Source organism: Caulobacter sp. 73W, from assembly GCF_041021955.1.
In the GTDB taxonomy this organism is placed as follows: domain Bacteria; phylum Pseudomonadota; class Alphaproteobacteria; order Caulobacterales; family Caulobacteraceae; genus Caulobacter.
This window is the reverse complement of record NZ_CP158375.1, coordinates 3,631,647-3,651,450: the sequence shown is the minus strand read 5'-3', so window position 1 is coordinate 3,651,450 and position 19,804 is coordinate 3,631,647. Positions and strand designations below refer to the sequence as shown.

Annotated in this window: 17 protein-coding genes; 8 read left to right on the top strand and 9 right to left on the bottom strand. The window is 69.2% G+C overall.

Features of this window, described 5'->3' with window-relative positions:
• Window positions 1-5: 5 nt before the first annotated feature.
• The 6 genes from ABOZ73_RS17460 to ABOZ73_RS17435 are packed head-to-tail and all read right to left on the bottom strand — an operon-like array spanning window position 6 to window position 6,042.
• A complete protein-coding gene (locus ABOZ73_RS17460) occupies window positions 6-1,223 on the bottom strand; it encodes an aminotransferase class V-fold PLP-dependent enzyme (RefSeq protein ID WP_369059376.1) in 1,218 nt (405 codons plus the stop codon).
• Window positions 1,223-2,257 carry a Fe-S cluster assembly protein SufD gene (gene sufD / locus ABOZ73_RS17455; protein ID WP_369059375.1) on the bottom strand — a complete coding sequence of 345 codons (1,035 nt, stop codon included), beginning with the start codon at window positions 2,255-2,257 and terminating at the stop codon, window positions 1,223-1,225. The genes ABOZ73_RS17460 and sufD overlap by 1 nt, the downstream gene beginning before the upstream one ends.
• Window positions 2,254-3,000 carry a Fe-S cluster assembly ATPase SufC gene (gene sufC, locus ABOZ73_RS17450; RefSeq protein WP_369059374.1) on the bottom strand — a complete coding sequence of 249 codons (747 nt, stop codon included), beginning with the start codon at window positions 2,998-3,000 and terminating at the stop codon, window positions 2,254-2,256. Before sufC ends, sufD begins: the two co-directional genes overlap by 4 nt.
• Before the next feature lie 2 nt (window positions 3,001-3,002).
• Window positions 3,003-4,472 carry a Fe-S cluster assembly protein SufB gene (gene sufB, locus ABOZ73_RS17445; protein WP_369059373.1) on the bottom strand — a complete coding sequence of 490 codons (1,470 nt, stop codon included), beginning with the start codon at window positions 4,470-4,472 and terminating at the stop codon, window positions 3,003-3,005.
• Window positions 4,472-5,593, bottom strand: a complete 1,122-nt coding sequence (locus tag ABOZ73_RS17440; protein ID WP_369059372.1) for a cysteine desulfurase family protein — start codon at window positions 5,591-5,593, stop codon at window positions 4,472-4,474. Before ABOZ73_RS17440 ends, sufB begins: the two co-directional genes overlap by 1 nt.
• Window positions 5,590-6,042, bottom strand: coding sequence for an Rrf2 family transcriptional regulator (locus ABOZ73_RS17435; RefSeq protein WP_369059371.1), 453 nt, complete (start codon window positions 6,040-6,042; stop codon window positions 5,590-5,592). Before ABOZ73_RS17435 ends, ABOZ73_RS17440 begins: the two co-directional genes overlap by 4 nt.
• A 170-nt stretch (window positions 6,043-6,212) precedes the next feature.
• Here ABOZ73_RS17435 and ABOZ73_RS17430 point away from each other — a divergent pair, with 170 nt between their 5' ends.
• From ABOZ73_RS17430 to ABOZ73_RS17410, 5 genes are all read left to right on the top strand, one after another.
• On the top strand, window positions 6,213-6,863 hold the full coding sequence (locus ABOZ73_RS17430; protein ID WP_369059370.1) for an alpha/beta hydrolase: 651 nt from the start codon (window positions 6,213-6,215) through the stop codon (window positions 6,861-6,863).
• 53 nt (window positions 6,864-6,916) lie between these two features.
• Window positions 6,917-7,330, top strand: a complete 414-nt coding sequence (locus ABOZ73_RS17425; protein ID WP_369059369.1) for a hypothetical protein — start codon at window positions 6,917-6,919, stop codon at window positions 7,328-7,330.
• Between the two features lie 38 nt (window positions 7,331-7,368).
• Window positions 7,369-8,235 carry a 50S ribosomal protein L11 methyltransferase gene (locus ABOZ73_RS17420; RefSeq protein ID WP_369059368.1) on the top strand — a complete coding sequence of 289 codons (867 nt, stop codon included), beginning with the start codon at window positions 7,369-7,371 and terminating at the stop codon, window positions 8,233-8,235.
• A gap of 295 nt (window positions 8,236-8,530) precedes the next feature.
• Window positions 8,531-8,707, top strand: coding sequence for a hypothetical protein (locus tag ABOZ73_RS17415; RefSeq protein WP_369059367.1), 177 nt, complete (start codon window positions 8,531-8,533; stop codon window positions 8,705-8,707).
• Between the two features lie 43 nt (window positions 8,708-8,750).
• Window positions 8,751-10,553: an aminopeptidase P family protein gene (locus ABOZ73_RS17410; RefSeq protein WP_369059366.1), complete on the top strand. Its 1,803-nt coding sequence runs from the start codon at window positions 8,751-8,753 to the stop codon at window positions 10,551-10,553.
• 17 nt (window positions 10,554-10,570) lie between these two features.
• Here ABOZ73_RS17410 and ABOZ73_RS17405 read toward each other — a convergent pair whose 3' ends face one another.
• Window positions 10,571-10,990: a DUF2147 domain-containing protein gene (locus ABOZ73_RS17405; RefSeq protein ID WP_369059365.1), complete on the bottom strand. Its 420-nt coding sequence runs from the start codon at window positions 10,988-10,990 to the stop codon at window positions 10,571-10,573.
• A gap of 106 nt (window positions 10,991-11,096) precedes the next feature.
• Here ABOZ73_RS17405 and ABOZ73_RS17400 point away from each other — a divergent pair, with 106 nt between their 5' ends.
• Window positions 11,097-11,912, top strand: a complete 816-nt coding sequence (locus ABOZ73_RS17400) for a TrmB family transcriptional regulator (protein WP_369059364.1) — start codon at window positions 11,097-11,099, stop codon at window positions 11,910-11,912.
• Window positions 11,913-11,917: 5 nt separating this feature from the next.
• Window positions 11,918-13,723 (top strand): aspartyl protease family protein, encoded by a 1,806-nt coding sequence (locus tag ABOZ73_RS17395; protein WP_369059363.1) that lies wholly within the window; start codon window positions 11,918-11,920, stop codon window positions 13,721-13,723.
• Window positions 13,724-13,772: 49 nt separating this feature from the next.
• Here the strand turns inward: ABOZ73_RS17395 and ligA are convergent, their stop codons facing one another.
• A complete protein-coding gene (ligA, locus tag ABOZ73_RS17390) occupies window positions 13,773-16,103 on the bottom strand; it encodes an NAD-dependent DNA ligase LigA (RefSeq protein WP_369059362.1) in 2,331 nt (776 codons plus the stop codon).
• Between the two features lie 59 nt (window positions 16,104-16,162).
• On the opposite strand from ligA, the gene ABOZ73_RS17385 reads away from it, so the two are divergent.
• On the top strand, window positions 16,163-18,016 hold the full coding sequence (locus ABOZ73_RS17385; RefSeq protein WP_369059361.1) for a M20/M25/M40 family metallo-hydrolase: 1,854 nt from the start codon (window positions 16,163-16,165) through the stop codon (window positions 18,014-18,016).
• Here the strand turns inward: ABOZ73_RS17385 and recN are convergent.
• Window positions 18,006-19,703, bottom strand: coding sequence for a DNA repair protein RecN (gene recN, locus ABOZ73_RS17380; protein WP_369059360.1), 1,698 nt, complete (start codon window positions 19,701-19,703; stop codon window positions 18,006-18,008). The genes ABOZ73_RS17385 and recN overlap by 11 nt on opposite strands.
• Window positions 19,704-19,804 lie beyond the last annotated feature (101 nt).

The window sequence follows — 19,804 nt, the reverse complement described above, 5'->3', positions numbered from 1 at the left end:
GTCGTCTAACCGAACAAACTGTGGGCCTTGACCAGGGCGTCGACGAAGACGTCGGCCTCGGCCTCGGTGTTATATAGGGCGAAGGAAGCGCGAGCGCTCGAAGTGACCCCGAAACGGGCCATCAGAGGCTCGGCGCAGTGGGTGCCGGCGCGCACGGCGACGCCGTGCCGGTCGAGGATCTGGGCCACGTCATGGGCGTGCGCGCCCTCGACGGTAAAGGCCATGATGGCCCCCTTCTCCTCGGCGCCGCCGATGATGCGCAGCCAGTTGTGGCCGGCCAGCCGCTCGACCGCGCGGTCGTACAGCCTGCGCTCGTAGGCGGCGATCTCGGCCCGGTCGAACCGGCTCATCCAATCCACCGCCGCGCCGAAGCCGATGGCCTCAATGATGGGCGGGGTGCCGGCCTCGAACCGATGCGGCGGCTCGGCGTAGGTGATGCGGTCCATCGACACGACGCCGATCATCTCGCCGCCGCCCTGGTAGGGCCGCAGGGACGCCAGCGCCTCGGTGCGCCCGTAAAGCGCGCCGATGCCCGTGGGGCCATAGAGCTTGTGCGCCGAAAAGGCGTAGAAATCCGCGCCGATCGCCTGCACGTCCACGGGCAGGTGAACCACGCCCTGGCAACCGTCGATGACCGTGACCGCGCCGGCCTCGCGGGCAAGGCGGACGATCTCCGCCACCGGATTGATCACGCCCGTGACGTTGGACATATGGCCGACGGCGACGACCTTGGTCTTGCTGTTCAGCAGGCCCTTGTAGGCCTCCATGTCCAGCGTGCCGTCGTCCAGCACCGGGATCCAGCGCAGCACGGCACCCTGCCGTTCACGCAGGAAGTGCCAGGGCACGATGTTCGCGTGGTGCTCGGCCTGGGAGATGATGATCTCGTCGCCGGCCTGGATGGTCGCGCCAAGGCCAGAGGCCACGAGGTTGATCGCCTCGGTCCCGCCCTTGGTGAAGACGATGTTGTCGGCGCTTTCGGCGTTGATGAAGCGCGTGACGCTGGCCCGCGCCGCCTCGTAGGCGTCGGTCGTCTCGTTGGCCAGGGTGTGCAGGCCGCGATGCACGTTGGCGTAGGAATACTCCATCGCCCGGGTCATCGCCTCGATCACGGCGCGCGGCTTCTGGGCGCTGGCGGCGCTGTCCAGATAGACCAGCGGCTTGCCGTTGACCTGGCGCGACAGGATCGGGAACTCGGCGCGGATCGCCTCGGCGTCGAAGGACATCAGACGGCTCCCAGATGCGCGGCGACCCAATGGCGGGCCACTTCGCGGGCTTCGTCGTTGGCGATGCGGTCGACCACCTCGCCGACGAAGGCCTCGGCCAGCATGGCGCGGGCCTGGGCGTCCGGGATGCCGCGCTGGCGGGCGTAGAACAGGGCGTCCTCGTCCAAGGCGCCGACCGTATTGCCGTGCGCGCAGGAGACATCGTCGGCGAAGATCAGCAGCTCCGGTTTGGCGTCGATCTCGGCCTTTTCCGAAAGGATCAGGGCGTGGTGGCCCATGCGGGCGTCAGTCTTGTCCGCGCCCTTCTCCACCACGATGCGGCCTTGGAACACGCCGCGCGCCTGGTCGCGGACAATGCCCTTGGTCAGTTGGCTGGTTTCGCCGCCGACACCTTCGTGAGCGACCGCCGTGGTCAGGTCGGCGTGACGCTGGCCGTCCAGCAGGTAGCCGCCGTCCATGCGGACGGTCGCGCCGTGGCCCGGGTGGGCGATGCGGGTCTCCAGGCGCTGGCGACGGGCTCCGGTGGTCAGGGTCGTCTGCTCGAAACGAGCGCCTTCGGCCAGAACGACGGTGGCGGTGCTCACCGCCACGGCGTCAGCCGCGTCGGCCGCCAGCACGATCCGCTCAAGCCGCGCGCCGGCTTCGACGCTGAGGTTCAGGCGTGTCTCGGTCAGATAACCCTCGCCGAGACCTTCGTAGGTCTCCAGCAGGGTCAGCTCGCCGCCCTCGCCCACCCAGATGCTCAGGTCGGCGCCGTGGGCGGTCTGGCTGGTGTCGGCGATGACGCGCAGGCGCACGGTCCGCCGCTCGCCCGCTGGAACGACCAGGGCCTTCACGTCGCCGCGGACCACGCCGTTGACCAGCAGAACGTCGCCGTCGCCGAAGGCGCCGGTTTCAAACTGGCGGTCGCTGGCCGGCGAGACCGGCGGCATGGCGCGGATCAGACCGCGCAGATCGGTCCAGCGCCAGTCCTCGTCCCGCCGCGACGGCAGCAGGGCGACGTCGCCGGCCGCTATGGCTTGTGAGACGCTCACGCGGCGCTCGCGTACTTGTCGTAACCCTCGGCCTCGAGCTGAAGGGCCAGCTCGGGGCCGCCGGAAGCGACGATGCGGCCGGCCGACAGCACATGCACCCGGTCGGGTTTGATGTGGTCCAGCAGGCGCTGGTAGTGGGTGATGACCAGCATGGCGCGGTCGGGCGCGCGCATGGCGTTCACGCCTTCGGAGACGATGCGCAGCGCGTCGATGTCGAGACCGGAGTCCGTCTCGTCCAGGATCAGCAGCTTGGGCTGCAGGATCGCCATCTGCAGGATCTCCATGCGCTTCTTCTCGCCGCCGGAGAAACCGACGTTGAGCGAGCGCTTGAGCATCTCGAAATCGATCTTCAGCTCGGCGGCCTTCTCGCGCACCAGCTTCAGGAACGCCGGCGCCGCGACCTCGTCCTCGTCGCGCGCCTTGCGCTGGGCGTTGAGCGCCGTGCGCAGGAAGGTCAGAGCCGGAACACCAGGTATTTCAAGCGGATACTGGAAGGACAGGAACACACCCTTGGCCGCCCGCTCGTCAGGCTCCAGGGCCAGCAGGTCCTCGCCGTTCAGGCTCGCCGAACCGTCGGTCACCTCATAGCCGCCACGGCCGGACAGCACGTAGGACAGGGTCGACTTGCCCGCGCCGTTCGGCCCCATGATGGCGTGCACTTCGCCCGCCGGAACGTCGAGCGTCAGGCCCTTGAGGATTTCCTTGTCCTCGACCGAGGCGCGGAGATTGTTGATCGAAAGCATAATTAACCGACAGATCCTTCGAGGGAGATCGCGACGAGCTTCTGGGCTTCGACGGCGAACTCCATGGGCAGTTGCTGCAGCACGTCCTTGACGAAGCCGTTGACCAGCAGGGCCACGGCCTCTTCCTGGTTCAGCCCGCGCTGCATGACGTAGAAAAGCTGGTCCTCGGACAGGCGGGTGGTGGTCGCCTCGTGCTCGAAGACCGTCTGGCCGTTGCGCGCCTCGACATACGGCACGGTATGGGCCGCGCAATCCTTGCCGATCAGCAGACTGTCGCACTGGGTGAAGTTACGTGCGCCCTTGGCCTTGGGATGGGCCGAGACCAGTCCGCGATAGGTGTTGGACGACTTACCCGCGCTGATCCCCTTGGAGATGATGCGCGACTTCGTGTTGGCGCCCAGATGGATCATCTTGGTGCCGGTGTCGGCCTGCTGGAAGCCGTTGGTCACGGCGATCGAGTAGAACTCGCCCGAGCTGTCGTTGCCGCGCAGGACGCAGGACGGATACTTCCAGGTCACGGCCGAGCCGGTCTCGACCTGGGTCCACGACACCTTGGAGCGGTCGCCGCGGCAGTCGGCGCGCTTGGTGACGAAGTTGTAGATGCCGCCCTTCCCGGTCTTCGGGTCGCCCGGATACCAGTTCTGGACGGTGGAGTACTTGATCTCCGCGTCTTCCAGGGCGACCAGCTCGACCACGGCGGCGTGCAGCTGGTTCTCGTCCCGCATCGGGGCCGTGCAGCCTTCCAGGTAGGAGACGTAGGCGCCCTTGTCGACGATGATCAGGGTGCGCTCGAACTGGCCGCTCTCCGCCGCATTGATGCGGAAATAGGTCGATAGCTCCATGGGGCAGCGCACGCCCGGCGGCACATAGACGAACGAGCCGTCGGAAAATACCGCGCTGTTCAAGCAGGCGAAATAGTTGTCCGAGGTCGGCACCACCGAGCCCAGGTACTTTTTCACCAGCTCCGGATGTTCGCGGATCGCCTCGCTCATCGAGCAGAAGATCACGCCGACGGCGGCCAGCTCCTTCTTGAAGGTGGTCACCACCGAGACGCTGTCGAACACCGCGTCCACGGCGTACTTCGGCGCGCCCTGCACGCCGGCCAGGACTTCCTGCTCCTTCAGCGGGATGCCCAGCTTGGCGTAGGTGGCCAGCAGCTCCGGATCGACCTCGTCCAGGCTCTTCGGACCGTCCTTGGTCTTCGGCGCGGCGTAGTAATAGGCGTCCTGGTAGTCGATCCGGGGGAAGTTCACCTTCGCCCAGGTCGGCTCTTCCATGGCCAGCCAGCGCTCGAACGCCTCCAGACGCCATTGCAGCATCCACTCCGGCTCGTCCTTCTTGGCCGAGATGAAGCGAACGATGTCGGCGTTCAGACCCTTGGGCGCGAACTCCTGGTCGATATCGGTGATGAAGCCGTGCTTGTAGGCTTCCAGGGACTCGACATGTTCGACGGTCTGCTTGACGGCGACCATTACGCAACCTCCCGACGACGGGCGCCGAAGCGCTCCCAGGCCTGAAGCCAGGCGTCGCCGCACTTGATCCAATCCTCTTCGGTCGTGGCCCAGCCCCCGCTGACGCGGATGGCGTAGGGGGCGAGATCGTCCCGTCCCATGGCCTCGACCACGCGGCTCGCCTTGACCTTGCCGGAAGAGCAGGCCGCGCCCGCGCTGACCATCACCCCGGAAAGATCCAGGGTCATGACCTGCAGTTCCGACGAGAAACCCTCGCCGGCGAAACAAAGGGTCTGGGGCAGACGCGCCGCCCCCTCGCCCAGAACGACCGCGCCCGCCGCCTTCACGCGCGCGGCGCAGGCGTCGCGCCAGGCCGCCTGGGCCTCGAACGCGTCGATCTCGGTGACCGCCACGGCCGCCGCCGCGCCGAAGCCGGCGATGCCGGGGACGTTCTCGGTGCCGCCGCGACGGCCCCGCTCCTGCCCGCCGCCGTGCAGCCGACGCGCCAGAACCGCGCGGGTCCCGGCGACCAGGGCGCCGATCCCTTGCGGGCCGCCGATCTTGTGGCTGGACAGCGCCATGGTGTCCGCGCCCAGGGCGGTGAAGTCGATGGCGATCTTGCCGGCCGCCTGCACCGCGTCCACGTGCAGCCAGCCGTCGGCGGCGCGCATCAGGACGGAGGCGTCGGCCACCGGCTGGATCACGCCCGTCTCATTGTTGGCCAGCATCAGGCAGACCATGGCCTTGCCCGGCTTGACCAACTCGGCGGCCAACCACGCCAGGTCGGCGACGCCGTTCGCATCGATGGGCAGCACCTCGACCGGCAAGCCGCTGTGCCTGGCGTTCTCCACCACCGCGTCGTGCTCGCCGGCGCTGATGATGATGCGCTCGACCTTGGCCGCCTTCGCGCTCTCGATAGCCAGGGCGTTGGCCTCGGTGCCGCCGCTGACGAAGGTGACCGAACCCGGCACGACGCCAACCAAAGCGGCGACCGACGCCCGGGCGTCCTCGACCGCGGCGCGCGCCGCGCGGCCGCCGGCATGGACGGACGAGGGATTGCCCCCGACCTCCAGGGCGCGCGCGACCGCAGCAGCCGCTTCAGGCCGCACCTTCGCCGTCGCGTTGTAGTCCAGGTAGGTCATGCCGCGACCATCACCTCGCGGCGCAGCTTGCCGTCCAGCACGTCGGCCAGGGTGACCGAGGCCAGGTAGTCGTGGATCTGGCGGCCCATCTCTTCCCACAGGTCGTGGGTGACGCAGCGCGCGCCCTTGGACATGCAGCCCTTGGGACCGCCACGGCCGCCGCAACGCGTGGCCCGCAGCGGCTCGTCCACCGCCAGGATGATTTCGGAAATGCGGGTATCGGCCGCGGTACGGGCCAAGCGATAGCCGCCGCCGGGACCACGGGCGCTTTTCACCAGACCATGGCGGCGCAGGCGAGCGAAGAGCTGCTCCAGATAGGAGAGCGAAATCTCCTGGCTGGCGGCGATCTCCGCCAGCGAGATGGCGCGCGTGTCGTCCGGCAGCCCCTGTCGGCCGGCCAGATCGGTCATCGCCATCACGGCGTATCGGCCCTTGGTGCTCAGGCGCATGCCTAGTCTCCGCCCCTTGCAGATTTCCCGCGCATCAATGCCCGCCTGTGCTACAAGCCGCGACTTCGCGCGGACCGCTGCTGCCGAACAGGCGGCGCTGACATGCGCGATGTAGGAAGACCAAGCGCAGCGGTCAAGTATTACGCGCGCTGAAGCAGCGAGGGGCGACCATGCCTGGAGTGACTCTGACCGGCGCCGCGGGGCGGATCGAAGGGCAGTACTCGCCCGGTAAGGCCGAGAACGCGCCGATCGCCCTGATCCTGTCGCCGCATCCCAAGGCCGGCGGTCACATGAACCACCCGGTGGCCGTCCAGCTGTATCACCTGTTCATGAAGCGCGGTTTCTCGACCCTGCGCTTCAACTTCCGCGGCGTCGGCCGCAGCCAGGGCGAGTTCGACAGCGGCATCGGCGAACTGGCCGACGCGGCCACGGCGCTGGACTGGCTGCAGGCCAACAACCCCGCCGCCTCGCAGACCTGGGTCGCCGGCTACAGCTTCGGCGCCTATATCGGCATGCAGCTTTTGATGCGTCGCCCCGAGACGGACGGCTTCATCAGCGTCTCGCCGCCGACCAACATGTACGACTTCAGCTTCCTGGCCCCCTGCCCGGCCTCCGGCCTGATCCTGCACGGCGGCTCGGACACCGTGGTGCCCCCGGTGGAAGTCGAGCGCGTGGTGTCCAAGCTGCGCACCCAGAAGGGCATCGTGATCGATCACGAGGTCGTCGACGGCGCCAGCCACTTCTGGGCCGAGAACCTGCCCGACGTGGAAAAATCGGTCAGCAACTACCTCGACAAGCGCCTGGCCGAAAATCCGGCCTAGGACGACTGAACCTTTCACCCGCTCAAGCGCTCCACTGGCGCAAGGAGCGGGTGATGAAGGCGCTGTTTTACGGAATCGCACTGGCCGCGTTCAGCGGCGTGGCCATGGGCGCGGCATTGAAGCCCGCGCTGCAGGCGTTCACCAACGACATCACCTCATCGCCGCCGGGCATGATGTCCAGCCTCGTCATCGACCAGGCCGACGCTGGCCCCAGCTATTCGTCCACTGGACCGTGGGTGATCGGCACCGACTATCTGCGCGCCTCGGAGCCCGTGGTGGTCGAGGCCTATATGGGCGACGCCGAACCCTATGAGATGGCGGCCAGCGACCAGCCCGCCGAGCCGATGGAGCCCGCCTCCGCGCCGGAGATGGCCGAGCCGCGCTATCCCAGCCAGGGCGGCGGCATCATCGATGCGCCGAAGGCGAGCGAGGTCATCGCCGTGATTCCGATCATCGACCCCGCCTGAGTCTCGCTTTTCACCGCCGTCTCGACTATGCGGGCGGCATGAGCCAGCAAGCCTTCCAGATCATCGCCCGGGGCCCTCGCGCCGACGCCGAGGCCGCCGCCGACGCCATCGACGCCAACATCGCCCTCGAAGGCGCGACCTATTCGATCCTGGAAGAGGACGAAGACCGCGGCATCTGGCGGATCGACGCCTTCCCTACCTCCGACGAGGAAGTCGAGGCGCTGAAGACACAGCTCGCCGAATTCCCGACCCTCAAGACTACCGTCGATGCTCTGGCCGACGCCGACTGGCTGGCCATGGCGCTGTCGGGCCTGCCGCCCGTGCGAGCCGGCCGCTTCTTCGTCTATGGCGTTCACGACAAGGGCCGCACCTCGCCCAACAACGTCAACCTGCGGATCGAAGCCGGCGCGGCGTTCGGCACCGGCCATCACGGCACCACCGTGGGCTGCCTGCAGGCCTATGACGCCCTGCTGAAGGCCAAGGGCTTCGAGCGGGTTCTGGACGTCGGCGCCGGCACCGGCCTGCTGGCCATCGCCGCGGCCCGCACCGGCACGCGCGTCGCCGTCGGCACCGACATCGACAAGCCCAGCGTGCGGATCTCCAAGGAGAACGCCAAGCTGAACCGCGCCGACGCGCGCTTCGTCCACGCCAGCGGCCTGGGCCATCGCTTGGTCCGCGATTCCGCGCCCTACGACCTGGTGTTCGCCAACATCCTGGCCCGCCCCCTCGTCTCGCTGGCCCAAGACATCAAGGGCGCCCTGAAGCCGGGCGGCACGGTGATCCTGTCGGGCCTGCTGCGCACCCAGGAACGCTTCGTGAAAGCCGCCTATCTGTCGCGCGGCTTCAAGGTGCGCCGCCGCATCCACCGCGACGCCTGGGCCACGCTGGTGATGCAACGCGCCTGACGGCGGAACCACCGGCCTGCGGCCACGTTCGTTTTCGGGGGCAGCCGAGGAGGCGCGTCCGTGGCCGAACCAAAACCCCGCATCCAGCACCCCACCACACCGCCGCCGCGTGATCGCGGGGCGACTTTCGGCTGGGCGATCGCCGGCATCGTCGCCGTGGTGGCCATCGTCGCCGTCGCCTTCATCGCCACCGCCCGCGCGCCGCAGGCCGACGACAGCCGGATCACCGCCGCCATCGAACAAAGCCGCGAGCAAGGTCTGGCGGAGGGCATGAACTCGTGGCGCGCAAGCCGGCATGAGCGCCGCCGCCGACGCCACGGAAGCCGCGACGGACGCCAACACCGCCAAGGCCGAAGCCGCCGCGCGCGAAGCCCAGGCGACGGCGGATCACAGCGCGCTCAGCGCCGATCACGCCGCAACCGACGTCTCCGCGACCGTGTCCGAGCCTATGGGACCGCCAAGGGACCGCTAAGGCCCTGCTGGCGTCCGGCGCGCGACAGGCCTAAATCAGGGCCATGCGCCAGACCTTCGATGAATCCACCGATCCCTCCTTCGGCCCCAAGCACGTCCCGCTGATCCGCCAGGCCATGGCGGCTCAAGGGCTGGACGGCTTCCTCGTGCCGCATGAGGACGAGCACCAGAACGAATACCTGCCCGCCGCCAATGACCGCCTGGCCTGGGCCAGCGGCTTCACCGGCTCGGCCGGAGCCGGGGTGATCCTCAAGGACAAGGCCGCCGTATTCGTCGATGGCCGCTACACCCTGCAGGTCCGCGAGCAGGTGGATCAGGGCGTGTTCGAGATTCGCGATCTGGTCGAAGGCGGCGTGCCCGCCTATCTGGCCGCCGCGCCCAAGGGCTACGTCATCGGCTACGATCCGCGCCTGCACAGCCCGGACGCCCTGGCCTCCCTGCGCGCCGCCGCCGAGAAGGCCGGCGCCAGCCTGAAGCCGGTCTCCGCCAACCCGCTGGACGAAGCCTGGGGCCAGTCGCGCCCGCCGCAGCCGACCGCGCCGGTCGTGCCGCAGCCTCTGGAATTCTCGGGTGAGGACTCCGCCGACAAGCGCGCCCGCGTCGGCGCGGCGCTCGGCGCGGACGCGGCGGTGATCACCGCCCCCTCCTCCATCGCCTGGCTGTTCAACATCCGCGGCGGCGACGTCATCCGCTCGCCCCTGCCGCTGGCCCAGGCCATCGTTCGCGCCGACGGCACGGCTCGCCTGTTCCTCGATCCGGTCAAGGTGACCGAGGAACTGCCCGCCTGGCTCGGCAACCAGGTCAGCCTGGAGACGCCTGACGCCCTGCCGGGCGCTCTGGCGGAGTTGAAGGGCAAGAAGGTGCTAGTCGATCCGGCGCAGTCCTCGGCCTGGTACTTCGACACCCTGGCCGACGCGGGCGCGACCGTGGTCCGCGGCATGGATCCCTGCGCCCTGCCCCGCGCCTGCAAGAACAGCGTCGAGATCGCCGGGACCAGCGAGGCGCACCGCCGCGACGGCGCCGTGCTCGCCCAATTCCTGCACTGGCTGGCCACCGACGCCCAGGTCAGCCCGCCGGACGAGAAGGAGACCGTCACCAAGCTGGAAGGCCTGCGCGAGGCCACCGGCATGCTGAAGGATCTCAGCTTCGACACCATCGGCGCGGCCAACGGCCACGGCGCCCTGCCGCATTACCGCCCGTCCGAGCGCACCAATGAGCGGGCCAAGCAGGGCTCCCTGCTGCTGGTCGACAGCGGCGCCCAGTACATGGACGGCACCACCGACGTTACCCGCACGGTCGCCATCGGCGAGCCGACGACCGAAATGGTCCGCCGCAACACCCTGGTGATGAAGGGCCACCTGGCTATCGCCCGCCTGCGCTTCCCGGCCGGCACCACCGGCTCGGCCATCGACGCCTTCGCCCGCGCCCACCTGTGGGCCGAGGGGTTGGACTACGACCACGGCACCGGCCACGGCGTCGGGGTCTATCTGGGCGTCCACGAAGGGCCGCAGCGCATCTCGAAGGCGCCCAACACCATCGCCCTGCAGCCGGGGATGATCGTCTCCAACGAGCCCGGCTACTACAAGGACGGCGAGTACGGCATCCGCATCGAGAACTTGGAAGTCGTCACGCCCGCCACGCAAGCCGGCGACGGCGACCGGCCGATGCACGGCTTCCACGCCCTGACCCTGGCGCCCTACGACCGCCGCCTGCTCGACAAGAGCCTGCTGTCGATCCAGGAGGTCGCCCAGATCGACGCCTATCATGCGCGTGTCTGGAAGGAGATCGGCCCCCGCGTCGAAGGCGACGTGAAGGCCTGGCTGGAGAAGGCCTGCGCGCCGCTCTAGGCGCGCAGCACACCCGGCTACTTCCAGCGCGTCCAGGTCTGCGTCTTGCAGAGCGGCGCGACGATGCAGCCCTTGAGCTTCAGGCTGTCCGGCCCGGTCTGTTCGATCGTGCCCGAATAGGTGCCGCCGTCCTCGGGGTTGTAGACCTTGCCGCCGGTCCACTTCTCGGGGCCGCCCTTGAACCCGTACAGCATCTGCAGGCCCTTCAGGGGCCGGCCGCGCTGGGACTCGTCCTTGTTGCGCCCGTCCTTGAGGGCCGGGTTCTTGTCGATGTTGTCGGAGCCGATCAGGCGGCCGCAGAGTTCCGCGCCGCACTTGCTGATCTCGACCTTGCCGTTGGCGGTCGGGGTGCGCCACACGCCGGTGATGTCGGCGAAGGCCGGGGCCGCGGCGAGGCTGGCGAAGGCGGCGGCGAGAGCGATGGTCTTCAGGGTCATGAACTTCCTCCTGTGCAAGGCGTAACGCGACAGAGCGGCGAGAGGAAGGCGCGCCTTACGGAGGTTTAATTCGACAAGCGTCAGCGTCGCGGCAATGTTAGTAGTCATGACAACTAATAACCCAGAAAGCGCCCTGCTGGCCCTGGGCTTCACCGAGACCGAAGCCCGGCTGTTCTGCGAGCTGACCCGCCTGGGTCCGGCCACCGGCTATCGCCTGTCCAAAGCGGTGGGCAAGGCGGCGGCCAATACCTATCAGGCGCTGGAGAGCCTTTCGCGCAAAGGCGCGGTGCTGGTCGACGACACCGACGCCAAGACCTGGCGCGCGGCCCCGGCGGCGGAACTGATCGCGACCCTGCAGGCCGGCTTCCAGCAGAAGAGCCGGGAGGCGCTCGACGCCCTCTCCACCCTGGAGGCGCCGGAGGCGGAGGCGCGGCTCTACACCCTGAAGACGCCCGCCCAGGTGCTGGCCCGCGCCCGCGCCATGATCGCTCAGGCCAAGCAGGTGCTGCTCTTCGATCTCTTCCCCGAGCCCTTCGCGGCGCTGGAGGATGATCTGCTGCAGGCCGCTGACCGCGGCGTGAAGGTGCTGGGCCAGATCTACGCCCCCGCCGACACGCGGCTGGAGACCGTCCTGACCCAGGCCTCGCCCACGCAGCTGGCGACCTGGCCCGGCCTGCAGGTGACCATCATCCCCGACGGCCGGGAGTATCTCGTCTCCCTGCTCTCCCGAGACAGCGAGCGGTGCCTGCACGGCATGTGGAGCGACAGCACCTATCTCGCCTGCCTCTATCACAGCGGTCTCGCGGCCGAGATGGTCCTCGGCGCCCAGGCCCGCGACCAGAAGCTTTCCTTCAAACCCACGCTGTTCGCGGTGAGCCCGCCGGGCCTCGCCGAACTCAACCATCCGTCCTCCGGAGCATGATCCATATGAAATCGATCCTGATGGCCGCCTCGGCGGTCTGCGCCCTCGCCTTGCCTGCGTTCGCCCACGCCGACGCGACCTCGGACGCCGTGGCCCGCTATGTCGCCTGGCGCGGCGGCGCGGCCTTCCAGAAGGCCGACGGCCTGCTGCTGCGCGGCGAGGCCGACAACGGAACCTTCAAGGGGCCGCTTGAGCGCCGCATCGAACCCGGCCGCACGGTCGAGAAATTCAACATGGGCGGCCTCGCCACCCACCGGGCGTTTATCGGCAAGGGCGGCTGGTCGGTCACCCTCAGCGGCCAGGTCGAGCCCCTGAACGCCATCGCCGCGCAGCAGGCCGAGGATCGCCGGCGCGTCACCTTCGACGATGCCCTGAAGACCGCGGCCCTGCAGGCCGACGAGACCTTCGACGGCAAGACGGTGCAGGTCCTGCGCGTCACCCTGGGCGGCAAGGACCGCTACGACCTGCTGCTCGACCCCGCCACCGGCGCGCTGGTCGCCGACCGGCTGGTCCAGGACAGCGACACGACCGAGACCCGCTATAGCGACTGGCGGATGGTCGAGGGCGTGCGCATCCCGTTCCGCCAGCAGCAGCAGGTGATCGGCGACCCGATCGGAATGACCGTGACCCTCACCGGAGCGGACATCGATCCCAAGCGGGACGACAAGGCGTTCGTACAGCCGACGGCGCGCAAGGTGTACGCCTTCACGGGCGGCAAGACCGCGGCCGCCCCGGTCGCCTTTGAATTCTATCTCGGCTCACGCATCTACATGCCGGTGACGGTGAACGGCACGGACACGCGCGGCATGCTGGACAGCGGCGCGGAGACCACCGTCCTCGACAAGGCCTTCGCCGAGAGCCTGGGCATCAAGCCGTCGGCCGTGGTGACCGCGGTCGGCACCGGCGGCCGTGAGCTGAGCGAACTGGCCACGGGCGTCACCCTGCGCATCGGCGACATGGAGCTGCGCGATCTCACCGTCGCCCTGATGGACCTGTCGCCGATCGCCACGGCCATCGGCCGCCCCCTGCCCGTAGTCCTGGGCAAGGAGATGTTCAACGAGGTGGTGGTCGATCTGGACTTCGCCGGCCAGACTATCGGCTTCCACGACCCCGCCCGCTTCACGCCCAAGCCGGGCGCCGTGGCTGTGCCGGTGACCAACTCCAACGGCCTGCACGCCATCCCCGCCTCCATCGAGGGCGCCGAGCCGGTGCTGTTCGACTTCGACCTTGGCAACGGCTCGCCGCTGCTGGTCTTCCCCGGCTACTGGAAGCCGCGCAACCTGCTGGCGGATCGGCCCAGCTCCAAGGCCCTGGCCGGCGCCATCGGCGGTATGAAGCCGCGCAACGTCGCCACCATCCGCACCCTGACCCTGGGCGGCGTGGTGCTGAAGGACATCCCCGCCAACTTCGGGGAAGAGGACGGCAGCGCCCTCGACACCACCCAGACCCTGGGCAACATCGGCATGCCGATCCTCAGCCGGTTTGACCTGACCACCGACTATTCGCGTCACCGCATCCTGCTGAAGCCGCGCCCCGACGCGGTCGGCCAGCCCTTCACCAAGGACCGCTCGGGCCTGGGCGCCAGGCTCAACGACGGCGTCTTCAACCTCAGCTTCGTGGCCCCCGGCTCTCCCGCCGAGGCCGCTGGTCTCAAGGCCGGTCAGAAGATCACCGCGGTGAACGGCCAGTCGGCAAAGGACCTGGCTGTCGCCGGCCTGACCAGGCTGCGCACCGGCGCCGCGGGTGAAACCCTGGCCCTCACCCTCGGCACGGGCGAGACGGTGAACCTGGTCCTGAAGGACTACTTCTGACGGACTAAAATCCTCCCCCTCTGGGGGAGGATTTATCTCTACCTCCGCCCTACCCGCCGATCAGGGCCAACCACTCATCCTCGGTGATCACCTCGACCCCGTGCTTCTCGGCGTCCTTCAGCTTGGAGCCGGCGCCGGGGCCGGCCACCACCAGGTCGGTCTTCTTGGAGACCGACCCGGACACCTTGGCCCCCAGGCTCTCGGCCTTCGCCTTGGCCTCGTCGCGGGTCATCTTCTCCAGCGAGCCGGTGAAGACCACCGTCTTGCCGGCCACCGCCGTGTCGGCCTTGGGCCGCTCCGCGTCGATGATCTCGGTCATCTCGCCTTCCAGCGCCTCCACGACCGCCAGGTTGTGCGGCTCGTGGAAGAAGTGGGCCAGGGCCTCGGCCGCGACCGGACCGACGCCGCTGACGCCGGCGATCTGGTTCAGCATCTCCGACGGGCCCTGCCGGGCGGCTTCCGCCAGTCGGTGCAGGCCCGCCCAGTCGTCCGCCAGGCTCGCCAGCGCGCGGCGGGCGGGCGCGGCCAGACCCGGGAAGGCCTGGCTGATCTTCATGTCCAGCGTGGCTTCCGGCCAGGGATCGGCCTCGGCCAGGGTCGCCTCGGCCATCTGGGTCAGCACGCGGGGCGAGACGGCCGGGGTCGCGGCCAGCTCGCGCCAGGCGTCGCTAGGCAAACCGCGCGCGGCGTCCAGAGCCGCCGCCTTCAGCGCGACCCAGCTTTCGAAGGCGCGCGCAAGGACGATCGAGGTCTGCTCCCCGATATCCCGCACGCCCAGGCCGAACAGGAAGCGGTCCAGCGCGATGCGGCGGCGGGCGTCGATGCCGGCGACCAGATTGCGGATGCTGGTCTCGCCATAGCCGTCCTCGGCCTGCAGCTCCGCCAGCTTCTCCTCATCCCGCGCCAGGCGGAAGATGTCGGCGGGCTCCTTGATCCAGCCGCGCTGGTGGAAGGCGATCAGTTGCTTCTCGCCCAGACCCTCGATGTCGAAAGCGCGGCGGCTGACGAAGTGCTTCAGCCGCTCGACGATCTGGGCGTCGCAGATCAGACCTCCGGTGCAGCGGCGCTTGACCTCGTCACCCTCACGCACGGCTTCCGAGCCGCAGACGGGGCACTGATCCGGGAAGATATAAGGCTGGGTGTCGGCGGGCCGCAGCTCGGGAACGAAGCCGAGGATCTGCGGGATCACATCGCCGGCCCGTTGCAGCCGCACCGTGTCGCCGATGCGGACGCCCAGGCGCTCGATCTCGTCTTCGTTGTGCAGGGTGGCGTTGCGCACCACCACGCCGCCCACCGTCACCGGATGCAGACGCGCCACCGGGGTCAGAGAGCCGGTGCGGCCGACCTGGATGTCGATGCCTTCCAGCACCGTCGTCGCCTGTTGGGCGGGAAACTTATGGGCGATGGCCCAGCGGGGCGAACGGGCGACGAAGCCCAGCCGCTGCTGCCAGTCCAGGCGGTCGACCTTATAGACGACGCCGTCGATATCGTAGTCGAGCCGCGACCGCGCCTCGCCGATCTGGCGATAGACCTCCAGCAGTCCCTCGGCGTCCCGCACGCGGACCGAGCGGTCGTTGACCACGAAGCCCCAGGCCTTCAGCTTCTCCAGCGCCCCGTGCTGGGTGTCGGAGAACGGCTCGCTCACCTCCCCCCAGGCATAGGCGAAGAAGCGCAGCGGCCGCTTGGCCGTGATGCTGGAATTGATCTGGCGCAGGGAGCCGGAGGCGAAGTTGCGCGGGTTGGCGTAGGTGCGGGTCCGCGCCTCCTCCGCCGCCTTGTTGAAGGCCTCGAAGCCGGCCAAGGGCGCATAGACCTCGCCCCGCACCTCGATCACGGCCGGCACGTCGCCGGTCAGGCGGCGGGGGATCTCGGCGATCTGCTTCAGGTTGGCGGTGACATCCTCGCCCGTCTTGCCGTCGCCCCGCGTGGCGCCGCGCACCAGCACGCCGTTCTCATAGCGCAGAGAGGCCGACAGGCCGTCGATCTTGGGTTCGGCCGCGAACTCCACCGGCTCGTCGGACGGCAGCTTCAGGAAGCGGCGGATGCGGGCGACGAAATCGGCCACCTCCTCGTCGGAGAAGGCGTTGTCCAACGACAGCATCGGCACGCCGTGCTGCACCGGACTGAAGGCCGCGGCCCGCGCCGCGCCGACCCGCATCGAGGGCGAGTTGTCCCGCACCAAATGCGGAAAGGCCTGCTCCAGCGCTGTGTTGCGACGGCGCAGTTCGTCATACTCGGCGTCGGAGACGGTTGGCTCTTCATCCTGGTAATAGGCGATGTCATGCGCGGCGAGCGTATCGGCGAGCTGGGTCAGCTCGTCGGCGGCTTCGGCTTCGGTCAGGGACTCAATCGGCTTCACGTCGGCATTTTTGGCAGCCAAAGCGGCTTTCCGCCAGACGTCCTTCCTGCTTGGATGGGCGCAATAAAGGGGTGAGTTTCATGGGCAGGATCATAGCGGCGCTCGCCGCCTTCGTCGGAGCGCTGGTGATCGCGTTCCTGGCGGCCCAACCGCCCAAGCCCCTGGGCGCCGACGCGCCCGTCAAATCCTTCTCGGCCGCCCGGGCCATGACCGATGTGGAGGAGATCGCCCGCGCGCCCCACCCCACCGGGTCGCTGGAGAACACCCGCGTCCGCGGCTATCTAGCCGAGCGGATGACCGACCTTGGCCTGGAAGTGCGGGTCCAGGCGTTCGCCGTGTCCAAGCCGACCCGAGAGGCGTTGGCCAAGTTCAGCAAGGAGCCGGTTCCCGACCAGGGGATCAATCTGATCGGCCTGCTGCCGGGCCGCGACCGCACCCAGCCTGCGGTGCTGCTGATGGCGCACCACGACACGGTCTGGGATTCTCCCGGCGCCGCCGACGACACGGCCGGCGTGGCCGCCATTCTGGAGACCCTGCGCGCCTTGAAGGCCGAAGGACCGCTGGCGCGCGACGTGATGGTGCTGCTGTCCGACGCCGAGGAGATCGGCTTGGAAGGCGCCGAGGCGTTCTTCCGCGACCATCCCATGGCCAAGCATGTGGGCGTGGTGGTCAACCTGGAGACCCGCGGCGGCGGCGGCCGGGCCAGCATGTTCGAGACCGGCTCCGGCAACGGCGCGATGATGGACCTGTACGCCAAGGCCGTGCGCCAGCCGATGACCAACTCGCTGTCGGTCCTGATCTACGACCTGATGCCCAACAGCACCGACTACACCAACGCCAAGAAGCGTGGCGTGCCGGGCTTCAACATCGCCTTCATCGGCGATCCGCAGCTCTACCACTCCCCCCTGGCGACGCCCGCGAACCTCAACAAGGGTTCGCTGCAGCACATGGGCTCCCAGGCCCTGGACCTGACCCGCGCGCTCGCCGCCGCGCCCGCCCTGCCGCCCAAGGGCGGGGACAAGACCTTCAGCGACCTGTTCGGCCTTTTCGTCATCGCCTACCCGCCCGTGGTCGGCTGGCTGGTGCTGGCCGTCGGCGGCGGACTGATGCTGTACGCGGGCTGGCAGGTGCGGCGAGCCGGCGTTCTACCCTGGGCCAGCCTGGCTGGCGGCGTCGTCCTGGCCGTCGCGCTCGTCGCCAATGCGGCGCTGCTGCTGACGGTGTTCAACCAGCTGTCCTTCGCGCCGGGCAAGCCGAACTATTACGACCGTCTGGCCGCCATCCCCCGGCTGGAGATCCAGGCCGGGCTCGTCGTCCTGGCGGTCCTGCTGGCGGCGGCTGTCCAGCCCACCGGCCGAAAGTGGCTGCAGATGTGCCCGCCCTTGCTGTTCGCGGCGGCTGGCCTCGCCTTGGGCGCTGCGCCCGTACCGCTGCTGGTGATGGCTGTCGTCGCGACCTTGCTGATCCCGGCCGTGGCCGCGCTGAAGCCCGGAACCTGGGGCGGATGGTTCGGGCTGGCGACCGTGGTGTTCATCATCGGGGCCGTCATGCAGGCGCTCTATCCCACCGGCGGAGCCCTCTACGCCTGGCCGCTGCTGCTGGCGGGGGTTATGGCCGCGGGAACGACCTTGCTGGGCCAACGCTGGGTGCTGGGCCTGGCGGTATTGGCGGTGGGCGCCGCCCTCGGTTGCGCCTATCTGCTGGGAATTTCCCACCTGGCCTTCGAAGGCGTCGGCGCGGACATGCCCGCCGCCATGGTCCTGACCCTGCTGCTGGTCGCCCTGCTATCGTGGCCGCTGATCCAGGGCGTCGGCAAGCCGGTCTGGGTGCTGCCGACCTGCCTGCTACTGCTGATCGCGGCGGGGGCGGTCGCCATGTCGGTGCGGACCGACCCGATGGCCGAGACCGTTCCGGCCTACAGCCTCAACCGCTGATCAGGGCTCGGGCGGCGGCTCGGGCCGCCTCGGTGATCTCGGCGCCGGCCAGCATGCGGGCGGTCTCCTCCTCCCGCGCGGCGGGGGACAGGATTTCGACCTTGGTGCGCAGGCCCTCGCCGTCGCCGGCCTTGGCGATGCGCCAGTGGGCGTGGCCGCGCGCGGCGACCTGTGGGCTGTGGGTGACGACCATCACCTGGGCGTCGCCGGCCAGACGGCGCAGGCGCAGGCCCACGGCGTCCGCCACGGCTCCGCCGACGCCCTGGTCCACCTCGTCGAAGATCATCAGCGGCTGCGCGCCCTCGGCGCGGCCGGCCAGGGCCGCCTTCAGCGACAGGGCGAAACGGGCCAGTTCGCCGCCGGACGCGATCGCGCCGATCTCGCCGAACGGACTGCCGGGGTTGGTCGCCACCTGGAAGGTGATGCGGTCCATGCCGGACGGACCGGCCTTGTCCTCGCCCAGCGCCTCGACGGCGACGCGGAAGCGGGCCTTTTCCAACTTCAATGGCACGAGTTCGGCTTCCACCGCGGCCGCCAGCCGGTCGCCGGCGGCCTTGCGCTCGGCGGTCAGGGTCTCGGCGGCGAACAGATAGGCCTCGCGCGCCTCGGCGGCCTCGCGTTCGGCGGTCACCAGGCTTTCCCCCACGCTCTCCACCGATTGCAGGCGCTGCGCGTACTCGGCGCGAACCAGCGGCAGCTCCTCGACGGAGACATTCAGCTTGCGGGCCATGCCGCGCAGGGCGAACAGCCGCTCCTCGGTCTTCTCCAGACGATCGGGCTCGAAATCGAAGGCGTCGGCGGCCGCGTCCACGGCGGCCGAGGCTTCCTGCGCCTCGACCAGGGCGCGGTCCACGGATTCGCAGGCCGCTATCAGGCGCGACACCGCCGGGCCGTCCGGCGCGGCGCCGGCCTGCAGGGCGCGGTCACGGGCCCGCTCCAGGGCGCGGAAGGCCTGGGCCAGGCGGTTGGACAGGCCGTCGCCGGAAAGCTGCTCCTGGGCCGAGGCGATATCCGCCAGCGCCTTCTCTGCGGCGCCGAGCAGGGCCCGCTCCTCGGCCAGCTCCGTCTCCTCCCCTTCCCGGGGATCGAGACGATCGAGCTCGCCCAGGCGTAGGGTCAGTTCCTCGATCTCGGCTTCGGCGTTGGCGGCCTGGGCGCGCAGGCCTTCCAGAACCTCGCGAGCGGCGCGCCAGGCGCTCCATGCCGAGGCGACGGCCGAGACGCTGACCGCGCCATAGGCGTCGAGCAGCGGGCGGTGGGTCTTGGAATCCAGCAGGCCGACCGTCTCGTGCTGGCCGTGGACCTCCAGCAGCATGCCGCCCAGGTCTTTCAGGACCCCGACGCTGGTCGCCTGATCGTTGACGAAGGCGCGCGAACGGCCGTCAGCGCCCAACAGGCGCCGCAGGACCAGGTCCTCGCCGCGGTCGTAGTCCAGGCCCTTCTCGTCGAGATAGGCCCAGGCCGGATGATCGGGGGTCAGGGCGAACAACGCCGTGGCCGACGCCTGGGACGCGCCGCGGCGGACCAGGCCCGCGTCGGCGCGCATGCCCGTCGCCAGGCCCAGAGAATCCAGGATGATCGACTTGCCGGCCCCGGTCTCGCCCGTAAGCACGGTGAGGCCTTCGCCGATGGACAGGTCCAGGCTTTCGATCAGGACGACGTCACGGATGCCGAGGCCGATGAGCATGGGCCCAAGATCGCCGCGAATCTTCTCAGATCAAAGAGGCCAGAGGCGCTTCAGGAGGCTCTTCTTGGCCTTGGGCTGTTCCTTCACGGCCGGGGTCGAGG

Bases quoted from the DNA above. Each gene is read 5' to 3' on its own strand.
- ABOZ73_RS17460 (WP_369059376.1), bottom strand. From the start codon at position 1,223: ATGTCCTTCGACGCCGAGGCGATCCGCGCCGAGTTCCCGATCCTGTCG.
- sufC (WP_369059374.1), bottom strand. From the start codon at position 3,000: ATGCTTTCGATCAACAATCTCCGCGCCTCGGTCGAGGACAAGGAAATC.
- sufB (WP_369059373.1), bottom strand. From the start codon at position 4,472: ATGGTCGCCGTCAAGCAGACCGTCGAACATGTCGAGTCCCTGGAAGCC.
- ABOZ73_RS17440 (WP_369059372.1), bottom strand. From the start codon at position 5,593: ATGACCTACCTGGACTACAACGCGACGGCGAAGGTGCGGCCTGAAGCG.
- ABOZ73_RS17435 (WP_369059371.1), bottom strand. From the start codon at position 6,042: ATGCGCCTGAGCACCAAGGGCCGATACGCCGTGATGGCGATGACCGAT.
- ABOZ73_RS17430 (WP_369059370.1), top strand. From the start codon at position 6,213: ATGCCTGGAGTGACTCTGACCGGCGCCGCGGGGCGGATCGAAGGGCAG.
- ABOZ73_RS17425 (WP_369059369.1), top strand. From the start codon at position 6,917: ATGAAGGCGCTGTTTTACGGAATCGCACTGGCCGCGTTCAGCGGCGTG.
- ABOZ73_RS17420 (WP_369059368.1), top strand. From the start codon at position 7,369: ATGAGCCAGCAAGCCTTCCAGATCATCGCCCGGGGCCCTCGCGCCGAC.
- ABOZ73_RS17415 (WP_369059367.1), top strand. From the start codon at position 8,531: ATGAGCGCCGCCGCCGACGCCACGGAAGCCGCGACGGACGCCAACACC.
- ABOZ73_RS17410 (WP_369059366.1), top strand. From the start codon at position 8,751: ATGCGCCAGACCTTCGATGAATCCACCGATCCCTCCTTCGGCCCCAAG.
- ABOZ73_RS17405 (WP_369059365.1), bottom strand. From the start codon at position 10,990: ATGACCCTGAAGACCATCGCTCTCGCCGCCGCCTTCGCCAGCCTCGCC.
- ABOZ73_RS17400 (WP_369059364.1), top strand. From the start codon at position 11,097: ATGACAACTAATAACCCAGAAAGCGCCCTGCTGGCCCTGGGCTTCACC.
- ABOZ73_RS17395 (WP_369059363.1), top strand. From the start codon at position 11,918: ATGAAATCGATCCTGATGGCCGCCTCGGCGGTCTGCGCCCTCGCCTTG.
- ABOZ73_RS17385 (WP_369059361.1), top strand. From the start codon at position 16,163: ATGGGCAGGATCATAGCGGCGCTCGCCGCCTTCGTCGGAGCGCTGGTG.
- recN (WP_369059360.1), bottom strand. From the start codon at position 19,703: ATGCTCATCGGCCTCGGCATCCGTGACGTCGTCCTGATCGAAAGCCTG.